Source organism: Aeromonas sp. s5 (assembly GCF_040907865.1).
Classification (GTDB): domain Bacteria; phylum Pseudomonadota; class Gammaproteobacteria; order Enterobacterales; family Aeromonadaceae; genus Aeromonas; species Aeromonas dhakensis.
In genome coordinates, this window is record NZ_JBFOCO010000023.1 from 1 (window position 1) to 24,023 (window position 24,023).

Genomic DNA, 24,023 nt, shown 5'->3' on the forward strand with positions numbered 1-24,023 from the left:
AAGTGGTACCGCACCTCCGTCGAGGGCAAGCAGGAGCACTTCTTCTCTACCGTGCTGACCGATGCCACCATCGTCGACATCGACTGCCAGATGCCGCACTGCCAGGATCCGGCGAAGTCTGACTTCACCCAGCTGATCCAGGTCTCTCTGGCCTATCGCAAGATCGATTGGGAGCACACCGTTGCCGGTACTTCCGGTGCGGATGACTGGCGCGCACCGATCGAGGCCTAATTCTCGATCTCTGATTGCCGTTATTCCTTGTAGTGCACCCCATGGCCTGGTGATGGCAGTGTCAGCCATCGTCAGGCCAGTGCAAGCTTTCTCCGACCCGTTCAGCTGGATGCGGTCGGAGCTTTTGTGTTTTGCCATATGGCTGCGAGCCGACCTTATTGCAAAGCACAACAGAGGCCAGTCGTCATGTGTTCCACCATTGCATCGTCCGGTGACATGCTCACCGATCAGGATGGGATTGCCCCATCGACAGTTGCCAGAATCGATGGCAAGCCGCTGGCCCCTTACGATAAATCCGACCATCCCCTCCGTCCGCGCCGCATCTCTGGTCACCTGCGTACTTTACTGTGTGGCGGCCAACCCATCGCCGTGACCGGTACCGCCGTCGGCTGCGGCTGCGGCGGCGTGGTGATTGGTTCAGGCAGCGGACAGGCAGGTTAAGGAGCGCTTCATGGCAGACAGCACAGGATTACAATTTACCGTCAAGGTGGGGGCCCTGCCTGAGAGCACCTTCGTGGTGGCCGAGTTTGCACTGGATGAAGCGCTCAATCGGCCGTTCAACCTGCGCCTGGAGCTGGCAAGCAGCCAGCCCGACATCGACTTTGGCGCCGTGCTGGACCAGCCGTGCGAGCTGCTGTTGTGGTACAACGGCGAGCTGCAGCGCCGGGTCTGTGGGGTGGTGAGTGACATGGCGCAGGGTGACAGCGGCTTTCGTCGCACCCGCTATCAGCTCATGGTACAGCCGGCGCTGTGGCGACTCTCTTTGCGCCAGAACTCCCGCATCTTCCAGGCACAAAAAACCGATGAAATCCTCAGCATTCTTCTGCAAGAGCACGGCATCACCGACTATGCCTTTGCCCTCAAGAACGAGCACGCCAAGCGGGAATACTGCGTCCAGTACCGGGAAACCGACCTCGATTTCGTGAACCGGCTCGCCGCCGAAGAGGGGCTGTTCTACTTCCACGAGTTTGAAGCGGGCAAGCACCGCATCGTGTTTGCCGATGATGCAGCCGCGCTGACTGCCGGCCCCGAGCTCTTCTTCAATCTCGGCAACCGCTCGCTCGAGCAGGGGCCCTATGTGCGCCAGTTCCACTACCGGGAGGCGGTACGCCCCTCGGATGTGGAGCTCAAAGATTACAGCTTCAAGACCCCGGCCTACGGTCTCTCCCACAAGAAGGTGGGCGTAGAGCTCGAGCATCAACGGGATACCTACCAGCACTTCGACTTTCCGGGTCGCTACAAGCAGGATGGCAGCGGCAAGGCCTTTGCCCAGCACAGGCTCGATGCGCTGCGCAATGATGCGGTGGCGGGCCAGGCTAAGTCCAACTGCGCGGCCTTGCAGCCGGGGCAAAGCTTCTCGCTCACCGAACACCCTAACGGCAGCCTCAACACCGACTGGCAAATCGTGCGTATTCAGCACACCGGCTGGCAGCCACAGGCGCTGGAAGAGGAGGGGGGCAGCGGCCCGACCGTCTATCACAACGAATTTGGGGTGGTTAAAGCCAGCACCACCTGGCGGGCACGCATCGGCAGCCCGGAGGCCCCTCACAAACCCATGGTGGATGGCCCGCAAATCGCCATGGTGGTGGGGCCCGAGGGGGAGGAGATTTACTGCGACGAGCACGGCCGGGTGAAGCTGCAGTTCCCGTGGGACAGATATAGTAGCTCCAATGACCAGAGCTCCTGCTGGGTGCGTGTCTCCCAGGGCTGGGCGGGCGGTCAGTATGGCATGATGGCCATCCCGCGCATCGGCCACGAAGTCATCGTGAGTTTTCTGGAAGGGGACCCGGACCAGCCCATCGTGACGGGTCGAACTTACCACGCCACCAACCGCCCGCCGTATGAGTTACCGGCCAACAAGACCCGCACCGTGCTGCGTACCGAGACCCACCAGGGTGAGGGTTTCAACGAACTGCGCTTTGAAGACCAGGCGGGGCAGGAAGAGATTTATATCCACGGTCAGAAAGACCTGAATGTACTTATCGAGAATGATGCGGCGTGGCACATCAAGCACGACCATCACACCGATATCGACAACGAGCGAGTGACCCGCATCAAGGCCAACGACCACCTGACGGTAGAGGGTGAGAAGCGCGACCAAGTGAAGGCTGACTACTCGCTGACAGTGGATGCCAGCCTGCACCAGAAGCTGGGGCAGTCCCTGCTGGTGGAAGCGGGGAGCGAGGTACATCACAAGGCGGGCATGAAGATCGTGATGGAGGCCGGTGCGGAGTTGACCCTCAAGGTCGGCGGCAGCTTTGTGAAGCTCGATGCCGGCGGCGTTACCCTCAGTGGCGGCTCCATCAAGATGAATTCAGGCGGCAGTCCGGGTTCTGGTTCCGGCTGGGGTGGCCAGATGCCCATCCAGCCCGGTGCGGTTGAAGTGGTGGCGCCACCCCCTCCCATGGACCCCGCACGTCAGATTGCGACGCTCAAGTCTGCCGAACCTGTGTGCGAGATCTGTGAGCAACTGGCCAGACAGGAGGGTGGTGGCTGATGGCCATGGCTTTAGTCGCAGAGCGTCCCGACATCGAACTGAACAGAGGTGAGCAACTCTATCTGTTGCTAGATGGGGCGCGCATTCCCGCGCTTGAGCGAGTGTTGTTCGAGCAGGACGCATCTCCTTCCTATCAGCCCGTTTACCTTCACGCCCCCTGGGACAGCTTGCGAGAAGTGAGCCCCTGTCTGATATGTGCAACGCCCAATCTGCTGGATTGGTTTATGCAAAACCGCGATGCATCATGGGGTTACCTGTTATCGTCCCCTCTTGCTCTGTTGCCGTTGGCCGAGCGACTGCGTGAGCTAATCGAGGTGGAGAGTCCCTATGGCAGCAGGATTCTACTCAAGCTGGCCATGCCGGAGACCATGTGGCGGCTGTTTATGGATGATGAACCCTGGCTCTGGCAGGGGGTGGCTCAAGTCTGGATCCCGACCCGGCAGGGGGAGGGGCAGGTGTGGCAGCACAAGGTTGCCGTGCCTGGAATGGGGTCCCCCATGGGGGAGCGCCTGCGACTTTCCGATGTGCAGTGGCGCCGTCTGGGAGAGGTGAGCTGGTTGAACACCCTCGATGGGATAAGAGCACACATGCACACCTGGTTTGGGGCTCGCATGCTGACGCTGCCAGAACCCATGGCGTGGATTGCCCATTGGGCTGATTACGCCTATGCCCAGGGATTCGAGAGCGAGCGGGATCTGCTGCTGTTTTTCAATGTGATGGGGTATCTCGGCAGTGACTGGTTTGATGAAGATGAGCATCCCCGGATCAAGGCGTTGATTACCCAGCGTTCGCCCCAGACCCCTTCGCAACGTATCGAGCAGGCCGCCGAGCTTGCTGCCGCATTGAGCAACAAGGATCAAGACGCATGAGTACGCCCAATCAAGCCGCCCAGTGTGCAAACACGACCGACAGCAAGAGCCCGGCAGGAGTCTGTCCGCTCAAGAACAAGAAGATTGCCATCATCCCGGTGCGTTATGCCCTGGATGAGCCGTTCTCCCCGCCACAAAAGCAGCCTCACCCAGTCCCCGCCGGAGCAGGCTTTGTGGTGCCTCTCAAGTTGAAAGAGAGCGGTTATGCCTTGCGCCAACTGCGTGATGGCTGGCTCTATGTGTATGACGAAAAGACCAAGACATTTGATGAGTACGAGATAAAAGGATCGACCTTCATCAACCAGAGCAAGGGAAGCAAGGGGCATCTGCTCTACCCGGCGAGCCATACCCTCTCCCTCGCTTATTCTCCCCAGCGCTGGACGGGGCGCATCAAGCATGAGATGGAAAAGAGCGGCGGTTTGCGCACCACCTGGATGCGGCAGGTGAAACTGGGCAGTTTTGCCAGCACCATGAAGGCCCCTCATTGCGGTCTGCCAGATGTGCTTGACAAGGTTGCGGACCTGGGGATGTCCAACAAGGGATTTGTGCTCTCTTCTACCCCTCTTGCCAAGCCTGCCGAAGAGGACAAGCAGGGGATCAAGTTGCTGGCTCACAAACCTGCGAGTTTACCGACTGCCTACAAGGCGGGCATACCGGATCCCAAGAGCGCCATGGTGGTCGCTCTGGAGGACCCGCTGGCCGACCTTGCCGACCTTTCCATGAAGGTCAATCAACTGCTTGCCAAGCGCGAAGCACTGCTGGGGAAAGGTGATGCCACCATCAAGGTCAACAGCCACAAGCTGATGATGGCGGAGGTCACGCGCAACCTGGCCAGGGTGCGGCTCGACGAGAAGGAGTTACCCGCCTCCGTCAGGGGCAATGTCGCCAGGACCCAGGCCTTTGAAGAGGCGCTGGATGATTATCTTGGGGATCGCTACCTCGCCGACATGGAGAGCATGACGGCAGAGCCCGGGATGGTGCGGATCAACTCCCCCATGGAGAAACGGGCTGATGAGAAGCTGAAAATCTTGCGAGAACAGTATGGTTTCAACCCATCCCAAAAACAGGTCGCCCAATGGAAAGAGCGCGCAGCCTTCCAGGATGAGGTCAACTGGAGCGGGCTCAATGCGTTTATCAAGCAGTACCAGGTGCCACTCAATGAGCTGGAGCTGGCCTTGACGCGGGCTCATGAAGATCTGTTCAACGGTGTGGCCCGCCTCAAGGCCGATCCGCTGCCCTTTGGTCTGGACAACAGAACACCCAAGGGACAAGCCTATCTGCAGACCCTGTTTGCCGAGGCCGGGCCGGTTCTCTCTCTTAGCTGCCGCACGGAGGAGAGGAAGAAAGCGCTGGAGAAACTGCTGGGCGAAAAGAGCCGCGACAACTTGCTGGCGCTAGCCCCTTATGGCTTTGATGCCGCGTTGCACAAGGGATTGAGCGAGCTGACGGTAGACAATGCCTGGCTCAGCACCTCCTCTGGCGATATGACAGCACTCTTTGGCAGACCGGCTGATCTGGAGACGCTACTGGGGGACGAGAGATTCAAGCAAAAATCCTGGTTCCAGACGATCGAAGCCGTCATTGAAGCCATGAAAGTGGCTGGAAAATCCATGGCCAAGGGGGCTCACGCCCAAATCATGGCGGCCATCTTGCCCCATGCCTGGAAGAACAGCCTGGCAGGCAACCTCAGGCTCGTATTGCTGGAATCCCTGCTCGGCGACCAGCCGCTGCAGGTGAACCGAGACTATCGGATGCTCCACAACCGCTTCCAGCAGAAGGTCTGGATCATTGTCAAAGAGATGTCGGCCATCAGCTCCCCCCCTCCCGGGCGCAGTACCACGGTGAAGGCCATCAACGGTCAGCTAAAAACCTTGCAGCAACAGCTCGATACCCTGATTGCCAGCGAAATGCCCCTGCTGGTGAAGCTGAAAGGCGATCTCTACCAGCAACAAGCCAGACAATATATCGGCGACTATCTGGCGAGCGTGCGTAGCGGCGTGAATCAACGCATCACGGCCATGAACGAGAGAATTCCCAATCTGGCGACCTTTGGCGGGCTGGTTGCCCTGCTCAACCTCTGGAATCTCACAGTGGTCATCGCAGGGACGGCGCAAAACGCCCAGTCCATCGGTCGGGAACGGGCAAATATGCAGTTGGGCTCTGCCTTCGCCTGGACGGGCAATGCCATCGCCGCGCTCTATCAGGGGGCTGTTTGGGAGAAGCTAAAACCTCTAGTAATTAACGGTAAAACACTGACATCATTGCCTATTAGTGATGTGCTGGGAAGTGAGAGTGGAGCTTTGATTAAGTCATTCTCTATGCGGATGTTAGCTTTTGCTGGATTGGGAATGGTGGCTGCCGGGGCAGAGATGTGGGACACCTTCCAGGCCAGCAAGGATCCCCTGATAAGTGATATGGAAAAGACGCTCTTGCAGATGAAAGCAGGAGTATTGCTGGGGCAAGGAATCATCTTTGGCGCACAGCTCTTCTATCTGCTGGGGAATGGATTGGGTTTCTCATCAATCGCAGCGATCTTTGCGCCCTGGATGCTGGTTGGACTCTTTGTGCTAGGTGCCGCTTATCTGGTGTTGACCGTGCTGCTCAATATTTTTAAACGCTCGGATCTGGAAAAGTGGTTATTACAATCTACCTGGGGTAAGCAGCCTGCCAATTGGTCCTCGGAAGACGAACTGGCTCGCTTTGAAATGCTGGTCAATAAGCCTGGAGCTAGCCTGACTGTAGTTCGCTCCAGGCCTCAGGGCTGGATGGATACCGGTCGCCCCCAGTGGCAGTTGCAACTCTCGCTCCCCGCCCATTTGCGAGGACAAACAATAGGGTTAAATGTCACTTCTCAACCACTTGCCAGAGCTGGCCAGATGGTGCCGGTACGCTCCAAAGAGGATCTGGCGCGCTATCAGGCTGCGATGCAGCCCAAGACGCTGGAAACACAACGAGGCCGCTGGGATGACATGGTCTATACCCTACCTTTGGGTATCGCTACCAATAGTGCCATCAAGTTGGAACTGGGATATATGGGCGGTATGGTCCAGCGGGAAATTATCTTCAAGGGCAGCGGAAATAACAACGGCCCCATCACATTGGATACAAGTAGTGGTGAACTGGAAAAAATGCCGGCTTTGGTAGTTGGCAACCAAGGAAATAAATAATGAATAAGGTGAATGTAATGGCTGAGGTAAGTGAGCAGGAAACCCCTCTTCATCAACTATCGCAGGAAGAGCAGCATGAAATCAACACTAAGAATCAGAAAAGAGTACGCGAGGCACCGACGATACATGAATGGGAAATAAGGGTTAGAGAGTCTTTTGTTCCTGTTTTTATATTTTTGTTGATCGGTACACCTATACTTATCGGTGCGGGAATGTTATGGAACAGTTCATCCAATGGCTGGGTTTTTATTATAGTGGGGGTGATTATGTTCCCCTATTTGCGCTATTTGGTTATGGCTGATAAGCATTACCATTATCGGCTAACGACAGAAGGTTTAATCACCACTTATCAAGATGCCATTCCCGAAATGGCCTACACCATAGTGCGTGGCTTGGCTTGGCTTGGGGTGGTGGTTTGCGTGATGGCTATGGCTGTATTGGGACCGTTAGCACTGGTTGGTGCAGGTGGAATGGCACTTTTTGCTGTTTTTTTTACTAACTTCGAAAAGAAAGTCTCAGTTGAATACACGGTTTTTAATAAAGATAAAAAATATGTTGTGAAAGTTGTAAAAAATAGAAGCCTTATTCGCTTTGATATCATTCCATTCAGTTGGTTTGAGTTCTCTTATTTATATTGCAATAAAGGTGAGCTATATAGGATTTTATCAAGTTTAATGAAGGAGCTTGGGTGCGATGAATATAGAGAGTTTAAAAGTGAATTATCTCTTCGCAGAGCTCCCGTTGGTGTATTGGATGTTGGCACGCCAAGAAGGCTGGATGAGATCAATAAGTAAATCCTTCGAGTAATACTTTTGTCAGATATGACAGTTATAGAGAAATTATTGGTGTCAAAAAAGTGGTGATTTCAATCAACTCTGGTGCAATCAGTCTATCGTAGATGATCTGGTTTCTTTTGAAATGCTGGTCAATAAGTCAGGGGGCAGTTTGACTGTGGTACGCACCGCACCTTAGGGCTGGATGGACACAGGTCGTTCCCAGTGACAGTTGGAACTCTCACTCCCTGCCCATTTACGAGGACAACCCATAGGGTTAAATGTCACTTTGCAATCACTTGCCAGTGCTGGCCAAATGATCCCCGCGCGCTCCAAACAGGAGCTGGACCGTTATCTGGCTGCAATGAAACCCAAGGTGATAGAGACGCTACGTGGGCGCTGGGATGACATGGTCTATTCCCTGCCGCTGGGGGTTGATACCAATTCGGCCATCAAACTGGATCTGGGTTATCTCGGGGGCATGATTCAGCGGAAGTTTCTTTTCAAGGGCAGCAGTAGCAGTGGTGGCCCAGTCACATTGAATAGCAGCAGCGGCGATCTGGGTACCATGCTCGAGTTGGTGGTCGGTAAGCAAGGGGATAAATAATGGACAAGGTAAGCGAGGTAGTTGAAGCGTGCGAGCAGGAGACCCCTTTTCATCTATTATCGCAGGAAGACCAACAGCGCATTCTCGATGCTAATCAGAAGAAAGTGCGTGAAGCCCCTACGCTACATGAGTGGAATATTAGGGTAGAAACACCTTTTGTTTGGCTAGTTATTTCAATCCCAGTTGGTATTATGATGTCTATTGGTATATGGCTAGTGTATAGCGATGATGATGCTGGTTGGGCCCCTATTATCATGGGGGCAATAGTTGCGGCCTTTACTCGTTACTTATGGTTGGCAGATAAAAACTATCATTACCGGCTCACAACAGAAGGTGTTATCGTCACCTATCAGGATGCTATTCCAGAGGCTGCCTACACTATAGTGCGTGGTTTGGCTTGGCTTGGTGTGGTGGTTTGTGTGATGGCAGTGGCTGTATTGGGGCCATTAGCCCTGGTTGGTGCAGGCGGCATGGCGCTCTTTGCGGTGTTTTTCACTGACTTTAAGAGTGAAGTTTCAGAGCATGAAACCATGTTTAGAAAAGACTGGCCCTACACGCTTTCTATTTATAATAGGAAAAAGGCACTGAGATTTGAATCCACCCCCTTTAAAGTCGCATATAGCGACAATTTATATTGTAAGTCTGAGGATTTTGAACGTGTTATTGAAATGATTAAAAACCAAATCAGGTGTGTCGATATAAAAAATATAAAAGGTCATCCAATGATTTGATTCTAATGTCTCGACTGCCATTGAGAAATAACTGTTATTGCTATTCACTAGGAGGCCAGTTTTTTCGGTGGACAAGCTGGCTTAGTATCCGGCGATCTTCTTGAGCCACAATTCGGAAGTTTGGGTGGCATGGTTTATACCCTGCCGCTGGGGATTGATACCAATTCGGCTATCAAACTGGAGTTAGTTTATTTCGAGGGTATGATTCTGCGGGAGCATATTTTCAAGAGTGGTAGTTGCAGTGGCGATCTGGGTAAAATGCCCGCGTTGGTGGTCGGCAAGCTGGGGAATAACTGATGGACAAGGTGAATGAGGTAATCGAGGTGAGCGAGCAGGAAACCCCTTTTCATGTGCTACCGCATGAGGAGCAACAACGTATTATCGATACCAATCAAAAAAGGGTGCGTGAGGCTCCTACGTTACATGAGTGGAACATTAGAGTGAGAAGCCCTCACACTTGGCTGATCATATCAATACCAATAGGGATTTTGATCTTGTTTGGTGCTTGGTTAGCGTCAGGCGATAATATGATATCTCTAGGTTGGGGATTTATTGTGATGGGCGGGGGGCTAGCCCTCTATTTTCGTTACTTGGTCATGGCGGATAAAAATTATCATTACCGACTTACCTCTGAAGGGCTTATTGCTATTTATCAGGATGCTATTCCTGATGTAGCTTATAAAGTAGTCCGAGGATTGGCTTGGTTAGGTGTACTTGTATGTGTTATGGCCGTGGCCGTATTAGGCCCGTTATCCTTGGTCGGTGCTGGTGGCATGGCCCTTTTTGCAATTTTCTTCACTGATTTCAAAAAGGAGGAAAGTGTAGAATATACATTGTTCAACAAAAATAAAGTTAATGTAATTAAAGTGGTCAGTAATATGGCCTTCGTTCAATTCGAAACTATTCCATTTGGTTACTCAGGGTTTGCAAGTTTTTACTGCTATAAAAATGAATTAAATAAAATATTGGTGTCTTTGCTTTCAATATTAAATTGCCAAGAATATAGAGAATTCAAGACTATTCTTTCATTAAATAGAGCACCTCACAGTTCTCTGGATGTAGGCGTACCAAGAAGGCTAGATGAGCTTATCAAGTAATTTTAAAGAGGCTCTCGCTTGTTGATGTTTACTTAGGTTTGCTGTGCTGTTCAATATTTTAAAATGCTCGGGGCTAGATAAATGGTTGCTGCAATCGACTTGGGGCAAGAAAAGGTCAAATTTACCTGTCAATCAAGAACTCTCGCGTTTGAGCAACTGGCGAACAAGCCTGGAGTAAGTCAAACCTGACAGTTATATACCTAGTACCCCAAGGCTGGACGGGCGCTGGCCATACCCAGTAGATATCACTGCTATATTTTCCTACTCACTTTAAAGGGCACACCATAGGTTTGATTGCCATAGAGCAACCTTTGGTGCGAGTTGGTCATGTGGGGTCGTGTGAGTGCCATAATGGAGCCGTATCGTTATCCTATCAAAAATATATGCTGACAGAGACTCTGCACAGCCTTGTAACCAGCCCCTGTCTCTAAAGTCCCCCTCTTTATCATCAAGCTCTACATGACGTTGATTCAAGGTTGGCGCGGGATCAGCCCAATCAGATGCTGCAGGCTTTTCTGGCGGGGATGACGGCGGGTGGCGAGGCTGATGCGGGTGGTGAGCGGCTCGGCGGCGATGGGGTGATAGCTGACGCCGTGGGGGTGCAGCTCACTGACCGAGCGCGGGATGATGGCGACCCCGAAACCGGCCTGCACCATGCCGACGGTGGAGATCACCTGCGGGCTCTGGCTGCCTAGGCGGGGGCTGAAGCCGGCCCGCTGGCAGCGCTGGGTGATGGCGTCGTGCAGTCCGGGCCCGATCTCGCGCGGGAACAGGATGAAGGGGTCCTGCGCCAGCGCCTCGATGGGGATGGCGCCACTGCCGGCCAGCGGATGGTGCGGGGGGAGGGCGATCAGCATCTCCTCCTCATCGATCAGGTGGTGGGCCAGCGCCGAGCTGCTGCTGCAGGGCAGGCGCAGGATGGCGGCATCCAGCTCCTCGCTCACCAGGTCGCGCACCAGGTTGGGCATGCTGTTCTCGATGGGGTGCAGGCTGACCTCCGGCCAGGCCTGGCGAAAGTCGTGGATGAGTTGCAGCACGCTCGGGTGCAGCACGGTGGAGCCGGCAAAGCCGAGGCGCAGCGAACCCAGCTGGCCGCGGGCGATGCGCCTGGCCTTCTGCATGGCCTGCTCGGTCTGCGCCAGTATCCCCTTGGCATCCTGATAGAGACTCAGCCCCGCCTCGGTCAGCTCCACACTGCGGGTCAGCCGGTGAAACAGCGGCGTGCCCACCTCCTGTTCGAATTTGCGGATCTGCTGGCTGAGCGGCGGCTGGGCCATGCCCAGCGCCTCGGCGGCGCGGGTAAAGCTCTGTTTGTCTGCCACGGCCACCAGGTAGCGCAGGTAACGGAATTCCATATCTGGTACGTCTCGAAGCTGATGGGTTTGGATATTGGTATCAAACTGTGATCTTGGTCACTATTGAATCCTGATTTGCCAACCTAACAGGATTGGAGGTGAAATCCAAATGGAAACCAATTCATCATGTGACTGCGCCATCGAGATCAGCCAGCAGTTTGCTCGCTGGCAGGCTCGCCAGGGGGGCGGCGAGGTCTACCAGAGCTCCCTGATGAGTGCCCTGCTGGCGGGGGTTTACGAGGGGGAGACCACCATGGCCGATCTGCTGCGCCACGGTGACTTCGGCCTCGGGACCTTCAACCGGCTCGACGGCGAGCTGATTGCGTTCGAACGCCAGATCCACCAGCTCAAGGCTGACGGCTCGGCCCGTCCGGCCCGCGCCGAGCAGAAGACCCCGTTTGCGGTGATGACCCACTTTCGCCCCTGCCTGCAGCGCCGCTTCGATCACCCCTTGAGTCGCGAGGAGATCCACCAGTGGGTGGATCGGTTGGTGGGCACCGACAACGTCTTTGTCGCCTTTCGACTCGACGGCCTGTTCGAGCAGGCGCAGGTGCGCACCGTTCCCTGCCAGCATCCCCCCTACAAGCCCATGCTGGAGGCCATCGAGGCACAGCCGCTGTTCTCGTTCAGCCAGCGGCGCGGCACCCTGGTCGGCTTTCGTTGCCCGCCCTTCGTGCAGGGGATCAACGTGGCCGGCTATCACGAGCACTTCATCACCGAGGATCGCCGGGGCGGCGGCCATATCCTCGACTACGCCATGGGCCACGGTCAACTGCAGCTGGCCGTGGTGCAACATCTCAATATCGAGCTGCCTCGCAATCCGGCCTTTCAGCAGGCCGACCTCAATCCCGCCGATCTGGACCGCGCCATCCGCGCCGCCGAAGGCTGAGCCCTTCGCTTAACAAGGAGTGACATCATGGAAAATCAACACTGGGCCTGTGGGGCCGAACTGGTGGTGCGCCATCTGGAGGCGCAGGGGGTCAAGCAGGTGTTCGGCATTCCCGGGGCCAAGATCGACAGGGTATTCGATGCGCTGGAGGACTCTCCCATCGAGACCATAGTGGTGCGTCACGAGGCGAATGCCGCCTTCATGGCCGCCGCGGTCGGCCGGCTGACCGGTAAGGCGGGGGTAGCGCTGGTGACCTCGGGGCCGGGTTGCGCCAACCTCATCACGGGCCTTGCCACCGCCACCTCGGAAGGGGATGCCATGGTGGCGCTGGGCGGTGCCGTGCGGCGGGCCGATGGCCTCAAGCTAACCCACCAGAGCCTGGATACCGTCAGCCTGTGCCGGCCGGTCACAAAGTTCAGCGCCCAGGTGGGCACCGGTTCGGCCCTCTCCGAAGTGATGGCCAACGCCTTTCGCAGCGCCGAGCTGGGGCGGCCCGGAGCGGCCTTCGTCAGCCTGCCGATGGACATCATCAACGAGCCGACCGACGGCGCCATCCTGGTGCCGAGCGCCATCCCTGAGCCGGGAGCAGCCGACGAGAGCGGCATCGATCGGGCGCTGAGTCTGCTGGCGCGGGCTCGCAAGCCGGTGGTATTGCTCGGCCTGCTGGCCAGCCGGCCGGAGAACTCCCTCGCGGTGCGCGCCTTCCTCGACAAGAGCCGGTTGCCGGTGACCGGTACCTATCAGGCGGCCGGGGTGGTGGATACCCACCATTTTGACGACTTCGCCGGACGGGTGGGGCTGTTCAACAACCAGCCGGGGGACAAGCTGCTGCAGGATGCGGATCTGGTGATCTGCATCGGCTACAGCCCCATCGAATACGATCCCGTGCTGTGGAACGGCACCGGTGAGCGCCAGCTGCTGCACATCGATGCGCTGCCGGCGGAGATCGACAGCAGCTACTGCCCGGCGGTGGAGCTGGTGGGCTCCATCAGCGCCAACCTGGCGCGGCTGACCCGGATGCTGCACCAGCCGCTGGCGCGGGATCCGGCCATTACCGCGCTGCTCGGCGAGATCCGCGCCCAGCGCCATCAGCTCGCCGAACATGCCGGCCGGCTGGGGGGGACCCCCATCCATCCGCTGCGCATCGTCAAGGAGCTGCAGGACATCATCGGGCAGGACATGACCCTGTGCGTGGACATGGGCAGCTTCCACATCTGGATTGCCCGCTACCTCTACAGCTTCCGGGCCCGCCAGGTGCTCATCTCCAACGGTCAGCAGACCATGGGGGTGGCGCTGCCCTGGGCCATCGGGGCTGCCATGGTGCGCCCGGGGGAGAAGATCATCTCGGTGTCCGGTGACGGCAGCTTCATGCAGTCGAGCATGGAGCTGGAGACCGCGGTGCGGCTCAAGTCCAACATAGTGCACATCATCTGGGTCGATAACGGCTACAACATGGTGGCGATGCAGGAGGAGAAAAAGTACTGCCGCAGCTCAGGGGTGAGTTTTGGCCCCATCAACTTCAAGGCCTATGCCGAGTCGTTCGGGGCGGCCGGCTTTGCCGTCACCTGCGCCGAGGATCTGCGAGCGACCCTGCGTGCCGCCATGGCGGTGAGCGGGCCGGCGGTGGTGGCCATCCCGGTGGATTACAGCGACAACCACCTGCTGATGGAGCAGCTCAGGCCCGAAATGCTCAGTTGAGCCGGAGCTTAACCGGCAGACTGCTTGCAGTTCGCCTCAAAGCAGAGCGCCCCTTGCCAATTGGCAAGGGGCGCTCTGTCATTGCGAGAGGGCAATTTACTCAGGGCATGAGCGAGGGGGCAGCACCATGGGGCCGGCCACCGCGCGGGCAGCCTCGTCACCGCGCAGCACCCGCACCAGCTCGAGGGCGAACTCAATGGCGGTGCCCGGCCCCTGGCTGGTGATGAGGTGATGAGCCTGATCGGTCACCACCCGCGCGTGACTGAGCTGCGCCGCGGGCAGACGGGCCTGAAAGCCGGGATGGCAGGTGGCGCGGGCTTCCCCCAGCAGATCGTGGTGCAGCAGCACCACGGCGGGGGCAGCGCAGATGGCTGCCCGCCAGCGCTGCGCTGCCGCCTGTGCCTTGAGCAGGGCGATGGCGCGCGGCGTATCGCGGATAACCTCGCTGCCGGGCAGGCCGCCCGGCACCACTATGGCCTCGAACTCCTGATCCGCCAGCTCGTCGAGGTGACAATCCGCTACCAGCTGTACCCCGCGGGAGGCCCTGATCTGGCGCTGCCCGGCGGGGCAGCAGGAGGCCAGCACCACCTCGATGGCCCCGCGCACCAGGGTGTCGACGATGGCGACCGTCTCGATCTCTTCCGACCCGGGGGCCACCAGTACCAGTACGCTCATCCGTTGCTCCTTGCGTTGGCGAGCCCGATGGGCTCACTGCTTCTCTTTGATGGCCTGATAGAGACCCTGATTGACCGGCACCGCGATGCCGTGGCAAGCGGCCCGGGCCAGCAGGAAGCCGGTGATGGCCTCAATCTCGGTCTCGCGCCCCTGCTCCATGTCCTGATACATGGAAGAGTAATTGTCGGCGGTGAGCTCCACCACCGTCATAACCCGGCGCAGCAGCTCGTCGCTGCCGGTCGGTTGGCCTTCGGCCTGCATCACGTCCGCCACTTCCACGCAAATCTGCTGCAGGGCATCGGCAAAGCGCGGGCCGGCCAGCTCGCCATTCTTGAGTTTGTAGAGCGCGGTGAGCGGGTTGATGGCGCAGTTGACCGCCAGCTTCTGCCACTGGCGCGCCTGGATATGCTCATCCCAGCCGGCCTGGCCGAGGGCGGCCGCCAGCTCGTCCGCGAGAGCGGCATGGGCTCTGGCCGCCTCGTTGACCGGGCCTAGCCAGGTTTCGCCCTTGCCGGTGTGGCGGAACACGAAGTGGCCGCTCTGCATGGCGCCGTGGCTGGTGACGCCGGCGATGACCGGATTGTGGGGGAACAGCGCGACCACCTGTTCGGCGATCCCCATGCCGTTGTGCAGCAGCACGATGGGCACGTCGGTTGCCAGCTGGCCCACCAGCGGGGTCAGCGCCTCGATGACCTGGCCGGCCTTGGTCATCACCAGCAACCGCTGGATCTGACCCGGCTGGTCGACGAAGCCGCGCTCGATGTTGATGAGCTGGGTGTTGCCCTCCAGCGAGGTGAAGTCGATGCCGGGGTGCAGGGTGGCGCGGTAGCGCTCGCGCAGCAAGACGCGGGTGTACTGGCTGCTTTGAGTCAACAGGGAGGCAAACACACCGCCCAGGGCGCCGCAGCCCAGCAGGGTCCATTGGGGAGAGGGGGTGTGTCGACTGTGTGTCAGGTTGTAATCGCGTGATCCGCTTGGCATGGAGAGACTCAATCAAGGTAGGGGCTGCATTCCAGTCAACCACCTGCCGGGGATAAGTGAAGATGTCGCCTGGCGGACACCTGGAACGGGTTCATGATCTTGCTGCGAGGTCGTGATCAAGGCTTGTACGAGGCTTGCGCATGTGAAGCCGGAAGCCCATGTATTCATATACAAGCGGGCTTCTGCGCTGCGCCTCACCTGGCTTTCGACCTCTCGCGACAGATACTGAACAGGTTCTAACGGGTCTCGCCATTCCTGTGCGCAGGGGATTCTAGCAGAGCAGTCCCATCGAAATCAGCAAATTTGCCGTAATTCTGGTAGATTTGCCCCCTTATAGCGCAACATGAGGAGCCCACTATGCCGTCATTCGATATTGTCTCTGAAGTCAAAATGAACGAGGTGTTGAACGCCGTCGACAACGCCAATCGTGAACTGGCGACCCGTTTCGATTTTCGTGGTGTTGAAGCCAGCTTCGAGTTGAACAAGGAAGAGGTCAAACTGGAGGCCGATGCCGATTTCCAGCTCAAGCAGATGGTCGAGATCCTGCGCGGTGCCCTGCTCAAGCGCAACATCGAGAACAGCTCCATGGACGTGGGTGACAGCGTTCACTCCGGCAAGCGCTTCCACCTGACCGTGAAGTTCAAGCAGGGGATCGACAAGGAAGTTGCCAAGAAGCTGGTGAAGCTGATCAAGGATTCCAAGATCAAGGTGCAGGCCGCCATTCAGGGCGATGAGGTACGGGTCACCGGCAAGAAGCGCGACGATCTGCAGGAGACCATGGCGCTGGTGCGTGGTGCCGAGCTGGGTCAGCCGATGCAGTTCCAGAATTTCCGCGACTGATGGATGGCCGGGGAGGGTGTGGCTCTCCCTGTTCGCCGCCATCGAGCCATAAAAAAACCGGAGCAGCTGCTCCGGTTTTTTGTATCCCTGATACCCGTTCGATTAGAACTTGTAGGTAACGGAGAAGTAGTGGCTGAAGCCAGAGCTCTTCCACGGGGTACCGTCGTAGGCGGTGGAACCGTCTTTGGTGCCGTAGGCATCCATGAAGTACTTCAGGCCGTAACCGACGGCGTAGCGGTCGGAGTGCCAGTAGATACCGTGGAAGGTAGCCAGGTTGTCGCTGGTACGGTCAGCACGGTTGTGGGTGTCCAGGTCGAAAGCGTAGTCCAGGTAACCCTGATAGGAGACGAAGCTGCCGTTGCTGAAGGTGTAGAAAGGCTTGAACCAGTTCATGGCGAACCAGTAACCGTTCCACTCACCCTCTTCTTCGGTGAAGAACTGGTTTTCGGTGGCGTGACGAGCATACAGGTTCATGCCCACTTTGCCGAACCAAGGCACTTGTACATCAGCACCCAGACCGATCATGTTTTCCATCTGGTTGTCGCCGATGTTGTTCAGAGAGGCGATGTAAACCTCTTGCACCGGACCGAAGGAGAGATCTTTACCAGTCAGCGCATCCAGAGACATACGCGGCGCAAACTTCATGAACAGGTTCTGACCCTTGTGCTTGTCGCTGTGACGGGAGTCGAAGATATCGAAGACGTCGACGTAACCGTACAGGTCAAACAGGCCGGAACGACCACCGAATTCCATTTCGAAGTAGGTGTCGTTGTAATCTTCAGCACCTGCAGTGAAAGGACGTTGGTCGATGGTGTGCATGACGTTGAACTGCATCCACTTGTAGTCATTCTTGTGGATGTCACCGCTGTAGTCAGCAGCGAAAGCCGGGGTAGCGGCGGCAGCCAGCAGACCGGCACCGATCAGAGTCTTGGTAAATTTGGCCATTTTATTGGTCTCTTGTGCGTTAGTTGAGGTTTTCCGTAGCCTGCCCACAAGGAGCGGAAGGGATTCTAGCCAAATAAATTCACCGGATAAACCAGCACCAGGGAACTTTATTCGGAAGTGTGAATCTAATCACCCCCAATTTTACGCAAACGCTTGCTATTTGTCCGATTGCGGTAACAAGGCACTTCCTCGTTTGGCAACCAACACGATCAGGATCAGCACAGGAATGCCAAGCAGGCTGGTGCTGATGAAGAAGCTGCTGTAGCCGAACTGCTCGACGAAGCGGCCGGAAAAGCCCGCCAGCAGCTTGGGCAGCAGCAGCATCACCGAGCTGAACAGGGCGTACTGGGTGGCGGAGAAGGCCACGTTGGTCAGGCTCGACAGATAGGTGACGAAGGCAGCTGTGGCGATGCCGGCACTGAGGTTGTCCAGCGAGATGATCAGGGTCAGCAGCTCGAGGTTGTGGCCCACTTCATTGAGCAGGGCAAACAGCAGGTTGGTGCTGGCGGTGAGCAGGGCGCCGAGGAACAGGATGCGCAGGGTGCCAAAACGCATCACCAGCACGCCGCCGAGGGCGGCCCCAACCAGCGTCATGATGACCCCATACACCTTGGTGATGGTGGCCACCTCGGTCTTGCTGAACTGCATGTCTACATAGAAGCTGTTGGACATCACCCCCATCACCACGTCCGAGATGCGATAGCAGGCGATGAGCCCGAGGATCAGCAGGGCGGAGCCGCCGTAACGGCGAAAGAAATCGGCAAACGGGCACCAGATTGCCTCGTAGCTCCAGGCGCCGAGACCGGCCAGCCCAGCCGGCCAGCCACGGGCGAGCAGCAGGGTCTTGCGGGTCGCCTGTTGCTCATTCTGGGCGGCGAGATCGATGACGGGTTCGTGGCAGAACAGGGTGGTGATGACGCCGAGGGACATCAGCCCCGCCATCAGCAGATAGGTGAGCTGCCAGCCGCGATAGTCGTAGCCGTCGTTGCTGCCGAGCCAGGCGGCCAGCGCCAGTGCGCCGGCACCGGCCATGATCATTGCGAGCCGGTAGCCAGTCATGTAGGAGGCCGCCATGGCCGCCTGCAGCCGCTCGGGGGCCGACTCGATGCGATAGGCATCGATGACGATGTCCTGGGTGGCGGAGGCGAAGGCCACCAGCAGGGCAAACAGGGCCAGCTGGGCGAGCTGGGTCTTGGGATCGCAGAAGGCCATGCCCACCAGCGAGGCGGCGATCAGCAACTGGGAGAAGAGCATCCAGCTGCGGCGCCGGCCCAGCCAGCGGGAGAGCAGTGGCAGCGGCAGCCGATCCACCAGCGGTGACCACAACCACTTGAAACCGTAGGCCAGTGCTACCCAGCTCATGTAGCCGATGTCGGTCAGGCTGACATCCGCTTCGCGCAGCCAGAACGAGAGGGTGCCAAACACCAGCAGCAGCGGCAGGCCGGAAGAGAACCCCATGGCAAACAGGATGAGAACCCGAGTCTCAAGGTAGACGGCGAGCGAGTCTCGCCAGCTCGGTGTACGGACAGTGTTCAAATACCTGACTCCTCTGGGAAAATTGCGCCATTTTGTCAGGTTCGGGTTGGATAGCCAAGGCAAGCCGGGTAGGGGAGGGCACTATATTCAGGGGCGCAGGCCGATGCAGTGGCGCGGCAGCGGCCCGTCCGTGGTCAGGAAATTGGCGCACTCCATCAGCTGCAGGCGCAGCCAGACGTCGGCGATGATTTGCCGTTCATCCCATTGATGCAGGCTGTGCAGGAGGTGCCAGAACACCCCCTCCTGCTCGGAGGCCGGGGTCTTGTCGGCGGGGACATGGGGCAGATCCTGCCAGTGGGACAACAGCTGCCAGCTCAGATCTTCCAGCTGCTGATAAGGGATCTCTCGTGCCAGAAAGTGACGAACCGTCTGGGCCAGCGGGATGGCGTGCTGGGCGATGTAGTCGTTGCAAGTCACCGGAACCTCCTTCTCCTCTCGTGGGCCTGGCCCCGGATATCGGGGCAAGGCCAGAGTATAGAAAGGGGCGCCGGCGACCCGGACCGCGGGGATGACGGATTGTGATCCGCTCCGCGTTATTTGTCCGCCAGCAGGACCACCTTCTTCAGGATGATCGGGCTGGTGGGCACGTCGTTGGCACGCAGGATGGGGCTGTAACCGGTCTGCACCTGGGCCAGCTTGTCCAGTACCTCCATGCCCTGCACCACCTGGCCGAACACGGTGTAACCGGCGCCGGCATTGGCGTTGAGGTTGTTGTTGTCGACCAGGTTGAAGTAGAACTGGCGAGTGGCGCTGTCGACCGCCTGGGTGCGGGCCATGGCGATGCTGCCGCGCTTGTTGGGCAGGCCGCCCTTGGACTCGTTGACCACGGGGTCGAAGGTGGGCAGTTGCTGGAACTGCTGGTTGTAGCCGCCCCCCTGCACCACAAAGTCCTGGATCACCCGGTGGAAGATGCTGCCGTCATAGCTGCCATCGGCCACGTAGCGCAGGAAGTTCTTCACCGTCTGCGGCGCCTGCTTGGAGGCCAGCTCCACTACTATGTTGCCGTGGTTGGTCTCCATCCTGACCTTGGGGCCGGCGAACGCCAGCGGGGCGATCAGCATGGCCAGTAACCAGAGTTTTTTCATTTATTCGCTCCTTGCTCAGCTCGGCTGACCCTTGAGATAACCGCGCAGGGCGGTGTCAGCCATGATCTGCTGCAGTACGCTGCCCAGCTGCTGGTTCAGGGTGGACTCCAGTTCGGCCATGCTCGGCTCGCCCGGGCCTTCCTTGCTGGAGGACATGTTGAACTGTTTGGTCAGCTTGCTGCCCTGGAAGTCGGCGATCACCTGCAGGCTGACGCGGGACTTGGTGACATAGGTGAAGGTCTTCTCTTCTACCGTGACTGCGGCAGTGGAGATGGCCAGGGTCAGGTTGGTGGTGCCGCTGTTGCCTACTTCCAGACCCTGGCTGCGCAGCCCTTCGGCGAGCTTCTCCGCCAGCAGGCTGTTGAGGGGCTGGCTGCTGTTGACCAGTACCGCGGCCTTCTCTTTTTTCTTGATGGAGAAGACGTAGGCGGCTTCACGCTTGTCCACCCCTTCCAGGGTGATGCGGTTGCCCGAGTAGTACTGCTGGTTGGAGGGGATCACCTGCGGATTGAGCAGGGCGCTCTCCGGCCAGTGAGTCGCACAACCACCCAGCATCAGGGCGGCCAGCAGCAAGAGTGACTTTTTCATCATGGGTTTCCTTTCGCGTTTGATGGCGTTTAACGTTTGATGGCTTTCAAAATAACGAATTTGCTGTTCGACGCAACGACTTGTGCGTTGGCGAACAGGCGCTTGAGCTTGTTGTGATAGTCCAGATGGCGGTTGCCCACTATCCAGAGTTCCCCCCCTTTGGGCAACACCCGGTGGGCGTCGCTGAACATCTGCCAGGCGATGTGGTCTGTGATGGCCTGCAACTGATGGAACGGCGGGTTGCAAAGGATCCGATCCGCCGAACCGGCAGGCACGCCGTCGAGACAGTTGTTGACCATAAAGTGGGCGCGGGACAGGGCCGCCGGCAGATTGTGCTCGACGTTGAGCCGGGCCGAGGCGACCGCCATGCGGGACTCGTCGACGAAGGTGACCTCCACCTCGTTGTCACGCGCCAGCAGGGAGAGCCCCAGCACGCCGTTGCCGCAGCCCAGATCGATCACCTTGCGGGCGCTGTGGATGGGCAGATTGTCCAGCATGAAGCGGGCGCCGATATCCAGGCTGGTGCGCGAGAACACGTTGGCGTGGTTGTGGATGAGCATGTCGGTGCCCTCCAGCGGCCAGACCGTGGGGAAGGGGTTGGCCAGCGCGGGGCGCTCGGCGGGCGCTGCGGCCGGGTTGCAGTGAATGAGGCGCGCCTTCTTCCAGGCGAGTGACGTGCGGGTCGGCCCCAGGTATTTCTCAAACAGCGCCAGGGTGGAGGTGTGGATGTCCTTGGCCTTGCCGGCGGCGATGACGCGGGTGGCAGGGGTAACGACCCCGCGCAGGGCCAGCAATTGCTGCTCCAGCAACGCCTGATACTTGGAGACCTTGATCACCACCAGCGCGGGGGCATCGGGCAGGGGAGCCAGCGCATCCTGCAGGCGGATGGCCGCTGGATCCAGGCCGTTCTCTGCCAGGTTGGCCAGGGTAGCCCGCTCGCTGATGTGGGAGTCGGTGACGCAGACAGGGGCATGAGCGTGCAGACTGGCGGCCAGCGCGCCGAAGCCGTCGTTCATGATGATGACGGGGCCATCCCGCTCGAGGGGCTCCTCGGCCAGGGTGTTGATCAGATACTCGTCGGCGGCATCCCAGGCCTGCAAGGGATCCTGCTGCTGACGTGGATAGCGATACAGGGTCAGGCGACAGTGGGCCGTGTCGAGAAGGGTTTGCATAGGCGAATTGTCCAGCTGAGTCATGTAACGGGCCCCGGTGGGGCGCAAAGTGGCGCTATTCTAGCGGGGGCGGAGAATTTCACCAGCCCGGCAGGGCTGCAAGCGGGATTTTCCCGCACCGTCCGATTTCGTCATCCAGCCAACCCTGGCTACAATGGCCGGACATCCATTTTGGGAGTTTTGCTCGTGACCATGCAACAACAGATCGAGGCCAAGCTGGCCGCCGCCTTGTCCCCCAGCCACCTGGAAGTGATCAACGAGAGCTACATGCACAGGGTGGCGCCGGGCTCGGAGAGTCACTTCAAGGTGGTGGTGGTGAGCCAGGCGTTTGAAGGGCAGCGCCTGCTGGGGCGCCATCGTCAGGTCAATGCGGTGCTGGCCGACGAGCTGGCGGGGGCCATTCATGCATTGGCGCTGCATACCTATACCGAGCAGGAGTGGCAACAACGGGAGCAGGCACCGAGCACCCCCAGCTGCGTCAGCAAAAACGGACTCTCTTAAGACTATTGACGAATTGATTACTCAATCTTCGACCAGTTAACAATTTCAAAACCTGTTTCGGCGACGTTTCGTACTCATGAGGGGAGCGTCGCCCTCCCACCGCGCCATCAAGATTTCTAATCCTTTTTCGAACATAAAAATTATTACCCATTTTGGGGTAATGATGGCTAACTCGAGGCCGCGCCTGAGGTTTCACGAGAAAAAGCGACGCGATTAAATTGCGATGATTTTGTGATAGAGCGGGGATTTTCCCCATTTTGCATGGCAGGAAACTTGCCATAGGTGGTAAACTCAGGCGCTTTTGAATGACTCTGTATGTTGCTGATTTGTTTATTTCTTCGACATCTTGCCGCAACATCAACGGGCTCATTCAACAACTCGTCGTGATGTATTTCTCGGCGCTAACCAACCTGTCTTCCCTTAACGGTAGTGCAAGTGAGTATGATTACAATTAAAAGAGGACTGGACATCCCCGTGCTGGGTGCTCCGGAGCAAGTAATCTACGATGGCCCGGCCATCACCCGTGTTGCTACACTCGGCGAAGAGTTCGTGGGGATGCGTCCTACTATGTTTGTCAAAGTAGGTGATCGCGTCATTAAAGGTCAGGAGCTCTTCGAAGATAAGAAGAATCCCGGCGTTAAATTCACGGCCCCCGCCACCGGTGTGGTTTCAGAGATCAACCGTGGTGCCAAGCGCATTCTGCAATCCGTTGTCATCGACATCGATGGGTCCGACGAGCAGGTGACCTTCGAGCACTTTGCCTGTGCCGAGCTGCCTAAGCTCGAACGCAGCAAGGTGCAGGAGATCCTGGTCGCGTCCGGCCAATGGACTGCGTTGCGTACCCGTCCGTTCAGCAAGGTGCCAGCCGTGGGTTCCACCCCGCGTGCCATCTTCGTCACCGCCATGGACACCAACCCGCTGGCCGCCGACGCGGAGCTGATTATCAAGGAACAGTCACAGGCGTTCCTCGACGGTCTGGCCGTGCTGACCCGCCTGACCGATGGTTCCGTCTATGTCTGCAAGGGCGAAGGCAGCCTGCCGCACGCTTCCCTGGCGCAAGTCAAGGAAGAGGTGTTCGTCGGTCCACACCCTGCCGGCCTGCCCGGTACCCACATCCACTTCCTGGACCCTGTCGGTGCCAAGAAAGTGCAGTGGCACATCAACTATCAGGACGTGATCGCCTACGGCAAGCTGTTCACCACCGGTCAGATCCATACTGACAAGGTGATCGCCCTGGCCGGCCCGAACGTGATCAAGCCGCGTCTGCTGCGTACTCGCATGGGTGCCTGCATCAGCCAGCTCACCCACAACGAGCTGCGTGCGGACGAGAATCGCGTCATTTCCGGTTCCCTGCTGAGCGGTGCCAAGGCTGAAGGGGTCCATGACTACCTGGGTCGCTACCACAATCAGGTCAGCGTACTGGGTGAAGGTCGCGAGAAAGAGTTCCTGGGTTGGGTCAATCCCAGCGCCAGCAAGTTCTCCATCACCCGTACCACCCTCTCTCACCTGGTGAAGGGCAAGCTCATCAACTTCACTACCACCACCAACGGTAGTGACCGCTCCATGGTGCCTATCGGCAACTATGAGCGCGTGATGCCGCTCGACATCCTGCCGACCCTGCTGCTGCGGGATCTGGTCTCCGGCGATACCGACAATGCGCAAGCGCTCGGCTGCCTGGAGCTGGATGAGGAAGATCTGGCGCTCTGTACCTTCGTCTGCCCCGGCAAGACCGAGTACGGCCCGATCTTGCGTGAGTGCCTGACCAAGATTGAACTGGAAGGTTAAG

23 protein-coding genes and 1 pseudogene are annotated in these 24,023 nt (G+C 58.1%); 15 read left to right on the forward strand and 9 right to left on the reverse strand.

Annotated features, from left to right (window positions below; all coding sequences use genetic code 11):
- From hcp1 to AB5Y94_RS12850, 10 genes and pseudogenes are all read left to right on the forward strand, one after another.
- A pseudogene (hcp1, locus tag AB5Y94_RS12805) lies at positions 1-231 on the forward strand (type VI secretion system effector Hcp1); the annotation flags it as partial.
- A gap of 186 nt (positions 232-417) precedes the next feature.
- Positions 418-672 carry a hypothetical protein gene (locus tag AB5Y94_RS12810; RefSeq protein WP_368205701.1) on the forward strand — a complete coding sequence of 85 codons (255 nt, stop codon included), beginning with the start codon at positions 418-420 and terminating at the stop codon, positions 670-672.
- 10 nt (positions 673-682) lie between these two features.
- Complete coding sequence (locus AB5Y94_RS12815; protein WP_368205702.1) at positions 683-2,728, forward strand: type VI secretion system tip protein VgrG; 2,046 nt, start codon at positions 683-685, stop codon at positions 2,726-2,728.
- A gap of 5 nt (positions 2,729-2,733) precedes the next feature.
- The gene (locus AB5Y94_RS12820; protein WP_368206058.1) at positions 2,734-3,597 is read left to right on the forward strand and encodes a DUF4123 domain-containing protein; all 864 of its coding nucleotides are present in this window, start codon (positions 2,734-2,736) and stop codon (positions 3,595-3,597) included.
- Positions 3,594-6,764 carry a toxin VasX gene (locus AB5Y94_RS12825; protein ID WP_368205703.1) on the forward strand — a complete coding sequence of 1,057 codons (3,171 nt, stop codon included), beginning with the start codon at positions 3,594-3,596 and terminating at the stop codon, positions 6,762-6,764. Before AB5Y94_RS12820 ends, AB5Y94_RS12825 begins: the two co-directional genes overlap by 4 nt.
- A complete protein-coding gene (locus AB5Y94_RS12830) occupies positions 6,764-7,558 on the forward strand; it encodes a hypothetical protein (RefSeq protein WP_368205704.1) in 795 nt (264 codons plus the stop codon). The genes AB5Y94_RS12825 and AB5Y94_RS12830 overlap by 1 nt, the downstream gene beginning before the upstream one ends.
- Positions 7,559-7,769: 211 nt before the next feature.
- Positions 7,770-8,144, forward strand: a complete 375-nt coding sequence (locus tag AB5Y94_RS12835; protein WP_368205706.1) for a hypothetical protein — start codon at positions 7,770-7,772, stop codon at positions 8,142-8,144.
- Positions 8,144-8,875 carry a hypothetical protein gene (locus AB5Y94_RS12840; RefSeq protein WP_054544276.1) on the forward strand — a complete coding sequence of 244 codons (732 nt, stop codon included), beginning with the start codon at positions 8,144-8,146 and terminating at the stop codon, positions 8,873-8,875. The genes AB5Y94_RS12835 and AB5Y94_RS12840 overlap by 1 nt, the downstream gene beginning before the upstream one ends.
- Before the next feature lie 129 nt (positions 8,876-9,004).
- Positions 9,005-9,172: a hypothetical protein gene (locus AB5Y94_RS12845; protein ID WP_157850314.1), complete on the forward strand. Its 168-nt coding sequence runs from the start codon at positions 9,005-9,007 to the stop codon at positions 9,170-9,172.
- Complete coding sequence (locus AB5Y94_RS12850) at positions 9,172-9,972, forward strand: hypothetical protein (protein WP_054544277.1); 801 nt, start codon at positions 9,172-9,174, stop codon at positions 9,970-9,972. The genes AB5Y94_RS12845 and AB5Y94_RS12850 overlap by 1 nt, the downstream gene beginning before the upstream one ends.
- Before the next feature lie 470 nt (positions 9,973-10,442).
- Here the strand turns inward: AB5Y94_RS12850 and AB5Y94_RS12855 are convergent, their stop codons facing one another.
- The gene (locus AB5Y94_RS12855; RefSeq protein ID WP_054544278.1) at positions 10,443-11,327 is read right to left on the reverse strand and encodes a LysR family transcriptional regulator; all 885 of its coding nucleotides are present in this window, start codon (positions 11,325-11,327) and stop codon (positions 10,443-10,445) included.
- Between the two features lie 109 nt (positions 11,328-11,436).
- On the opposite strand from AB5Y94_RS12855, the gene budA reads away from it, so the two are divergent.
- The gene (gene budA / locus AB5Y94_RS12860) at positions 11,437-12,216 is read left to right on the forward strand and encodes an acetolactate decarboxylase (protein ID WP_019841137.1); all 780 of its coding nucleotides are present in this window, start codon (positions 11,437-11,439) and stop codon (positions 12,214-12,216) included.
- A gap of 27 nt (positions 12,217-12,243) precedes the next feature.
- Positions 12,244-13,914 carry an acetolactate synthase AlsS gene (alsS, locus tag AB5Y94_RS12865; protein ID WP_017784042.1) on the forward strand — a complete coding sequence of 557 codons (1,671 nt, stop codon included), beginning with the start codon at positions 12,244-12,246 and terminating at the stop codon, positions 13,912-13,914.
- A gap of 96 nt (positions 13,915-14,010) precedes the next feature.
- Here alsS and AB5Y94_RS12870 read toward each other — a convergent pair whose 3' ends face one another.
- Both AB5Y94_RS12870 and AB5Y94_RS12875 read right to left on the reverse strand, forming a co-directional pair.
- Positions 14,011-14,589: a DJ-1 family glyoxalase III gene (locus tag AB5Y94_RS12870; protein ID WP_368205709.1), complete on the reverse strand. Its 579-nt coding sequence runs from the start codon at positions 14,587-14,589 to the stop codon at positions 14,011-14,013.
- Positions 14,590-14,622: 33 nt separating this feature from the next.
- Positions 14,623-15,570: a ketopantoate reductase family protein gene (locus AB5Y94_RS12875; protein WP_368205710.1), complete on the reverse strand. Its 948-nt coding sequence runs from the start codon at positions 15,568-15,570 to the stop codon at positions 14,623-14,625.
- 357 nt (positions 15,571-15,927) lie between these two features.
- On the opposite strand from AB5Y94_RS12875, the gene AB5Y94_RS12880 reads away from it, so the two are divergent.
- Entirely contained in the window at positions 15,928-16,410 is a 483-nt protein-coding gene (locus tag AB5Y94_RS12880; RefSeq protein ID WP_005303589.1) for a YajQ family cyclic di-GMP-binding protein, read from the forward strand.
- Positions 16,411-16,512: 102 nt separating this feature from the next.
- Here the strand turns inward: AB5Y94_RS12880 and AB5Y94_RS12885 are convergent, their stop codons facing one another.
- The 6 genes from AB5Y94_RS12885 to AB5Y94_RS12910 all read right to left on the reverse strand — a co-directional run bounded on the left by AB5Y94_RS12885 (position 16,513) and on the right by AB5Y94_RS12910 (position 21,736).
- Entirely contained in the window at positions 16,513-17,355 is an 843-nt protein-coding gene (locus tag AB5Y94_RS12885; RefSeq protein WP_005303585.1) for an outer membrane protein OmpK, read from the reverse strand.
- Between the two features lie 156 nt (positions 17,356-17,511).
- A complete protein-coding gene (locus AB5Y94_RS12890) occupies positions 17,512-18,891 on the reverse strand; it encodes an MFS transporter (protein WP_042009231.1) in 1,380 nt (459 codons plus the stop codon).
- 87 nt (positions 18,892-18,978) lie between these two features.
- Positions 18,979-19,308 carry a hypothetical protein gene (locus AB5Y94_RS12895; RefSeq protein WP_017787779.1) on the reverse strand — a complete coding sequence of 110 codons (330 nt, stop codon included), beginning with the start codon at positions 19,306-19,308 and terminating at the stop codon, positions 18,979-18,981.
- 116 nt (positions 19,309-19,424) lie between these two features.
- Entirely contained in the window at positions 19,425-19,976 is a 552-nt protein-coding gene (locus tag AB5Y94_RS12900) for a peptidylprolyl isomerase (RefSeq protein WP_005303575.1), read from the reverse strand.
- A 15-nt stretch (positions 19,977-19,991) separates the two neighbouring features.
- Positions 19,992-20,564 (reverse strand): YajG family lipoprotein, encoded by a 573-nt coding sequence (locus tag AB5Y94_RS12905; protein ID WP_010634807.1) that lies wholly within the window; start codon positions 20,562-20,564, stop codon positions 19,992-19,994.
- Positions 20,565-20,593: 29 nt separating this feature from the next.
- Positions 20,594-21,736 (reverse strand): methyltransferase, encoded by a 1,143-nt coding sequence (locus AB5Y94_RS12910; RefSeq protein ID WP_368205712.1) that lies wholly within the window; start codon positions 21,734-21,736, stop codon positions 20,594-20,596.
- A gap of 192 nt (positions 21,737-21,928) precedes the next feature.
- Here AB5Y94_RS12910 and AB5Y94_RS12915 point away from each other — a divergent pair, with 192 nt between their 5' ends.
- Both AB5Y94_RS12915 and AB5Y94_RS12920 read left to right on the forward strand, forming a co-directional pair.
- Positions 21,929-22,237 (forward strand): BolA family transcriptional regulator, encoded by a 309-nt coding sequence (locus AB5Y94_RS12915; RefSeq protein WP_005303561.1) that lies wholly within the window; start codon positions 21,929-21,931, stop codon positions 22,235-22,237.
- Positions 22,238-22,678: 441 nt separating this feature from the next.
- Positions 22,679-24,022, forward strand: a complete 1,344-nt coding sequence (locus AB5Y94_RS12920) for a Na(+)-translocating NADH-quinone reductase subunit A (RefSeq protein ID WP_368205714.1) — start codon at positions 22,679-22,681, stop codon at positions 24,020-24,022.
- Position 24,023 lies beyond the last annotated feature (1 nt).